Here is a 2,024-nt window from a genome sequence, read left to right on the forward strand (position 1 = left end):
ACCCGAACGGCCCGGCACCGTACTGCTCCAGGGAGATGATCCGGACATCCTCCAACGGCCTCACCGCGACCCACCTCCACCTCGTCCCGCCCGACGCCACGGTAAAACGTCAGACGTTTTTGGGTCAACTGTGACGGGCAGCCGGTTAAGCTCGTCCCCCACCGGAACGGGAGCGTGACGCGTGGCCACCGACCCGAGCGATCGCGCCGCACGACTGCGCGTGCGCCGCGACCGGCCCGCCTACCAGCGGGTCGCCGACGAGCTGCGGGCCCAGATCGTCGGCGGGCTGCTCCCGGCCGGCGCGCGGCTGCCCAACGAGGCGGAGCTGAGCCGGTCGTTCGAGGTCAGCCGCAGCACGGTCCGCGAGGCCCTGCGGTCGCTGGCGAGCCAGCACCTCGTCGAGACCCGGCGCGGCGTGCAGGGCGGCTCGTTCGTCTCCGCGCCCGACCCGGCGCGTGTGGTCGCCGCGGTCGGCGAGTCGCTGGGCGTGCTCGTCCGGACGCCGCGGCTCGACCTCGCCGACCTGCTCGAGGCACGACTGCTGCTCGAACCCGCCGCCGCCCGGCTCGCCGCGCAGCGCGCGGACGCCGAGACCGTCGAGGCCGTCCGGGTGGCGGCGGCCGCGCCCCATGACCCGCGCGACCCCAGCGGCTTCGTCCCGCACCTGGACTTCCACAACACGATCCTGATGGCCACCGGGAACCTGATGTTCACGATGATGGGCCAGCCCGTCGGCGACGTGCTCCGGACGAGCCTCGACCGCGCGGCCGTCGACCCGGCCGAGTGGGACGCCGTGGACACCGACCACGCGGCCATCGCCGAGCACATCGCGGCCGGTGAGGCCGAGGCCGCCGAGACCACCATGCGGACACACCTGGAGTCGTTGCGGCCCTTGTACGAGCGAGCCGCTCGACGACCGCCACCCGCGACGAACGGCTGATCTGGCGCCACAGACGGTCGATCGACCGTTCGTCGCGCCGACACGCCCGTCACCGACCGCTCATCGCAACACGCCTATGCGCTGACGTTCGGTCACTGCCGGTCGTCGCATCACTTCGGCGTGGTTGCTGCAGATCTCATCACGGAGTGGTTACTTTCAAGTCGCCGCCCGGTGATCTCGCCGGGCGACGCGCCTGGTCGGCCGTCTCCACCTGCCCGCCGACACTCCCCCAGGCGCCCGCGCTCCCCGGGGCAGGTACGCACGAGGTCGCTCCCCCACAGCCTCGCGCGTATGACGGCAAGGACCGCTACATGGCTACGCACCGTGCTGTCGCCCTGCTCGACAAACCGGGCGCCACCCGCACCCCCCGCCCTGCGGCCGAGCTGATCGCCGAGCTCGGCGCGGAGCTCCCGTCGACCCCCGGCCGCCGCGCACGCCACGGCCTCTCGGTACCCACCCCCCGCTCCGGTGTCGACCAGGACCGCGCCGACCAGGGCCGCCGTCGCGAGAACCCGCTGGTCCCCGTTCTCCCCGCCACGCTCATCCCGGCGCAGCCGCGCCGCCGCGCCGACTGGTTCACCACCGGGTGGAGCGCCCCCGAGGTCGAACCCGTCGTCGGCCCGGCCGACCGCGTCGACGACACCGCCGATACCGCCGACGCCGACGACACCGCCGACGAGTTCCGCACGCGCGTCTCCGCGCTGCTCGCCGAGCTGCGCCGGACCGCCGACGACGACGGGACGCCTGCGGGCGCCGCCCTCTTCGAGCCCGACGACGACCGCGAGGTGGCCGGCGCCGAGTCGATGCGGCCCGCCGCCGAGCAGGACGCGCCCGGCGACACCGACACCGACTCCCAGGACGCGCCCACCGCCGCCGAGCTGCGCGCGATCGCGACCGACCGCGACGGCGTGCGGCGCCCGTCGGCCGCTCCGGCCGGGCTGGCCGGCGCCACCGGCGTCTTCGAGGCCGCGCGGGTCGGGCGCACCGGCCGCTTCGGGCGCATCCCGCACCAGGGCGTCGTCGCCGCCGCGTCCGCGACGGTCCTCGGCGCCACGGCCGCCGTCGTCGCCGCCACCGGCGGGGT

The 2,024-nt window shown here is 75.2% G+C and carries 2 protein-coding genes; both read left to right on the forward strand.

Features of this window, described 5'->3' with window-relative positions:
• The first annotated feature begins 181 nt into the window (after nucleotides 1-181).
• Nucleotides 182-940 carry a FadR/GntR family transcriptional regulator gene (locus PSD17_RS24675; protein ID WP_013678198.1) on the forward strand — a complete coding sequence of 253 codons (759 nt, stop codon included), beginning with the start codon at nucleotides 182-184 and terminating at the stop codon, nucleotides 938-940.
• Between the two features lie 311 nt (nucleotides 941-1,251).
• A partial coding sequence (locus PSD17_RS24680) for a hypothetical protein (RefSeq protein ID WP_339124712.1) occupies nucleotides 1,252-2,024 on the forward strand: 773 nt, incomplete at its 3' end.

It is taken from the genome of Pseudonocardia sp. D17 (genome assembly GCF_036984265.1).
Taxonomy (GTDB): Bacteria; Actinomycetota; Actinomycetes; order Mycobacteriales; family Pseudonocardiaceae; genus Pseudonocardia; species Pseudonocardia benzenivorans.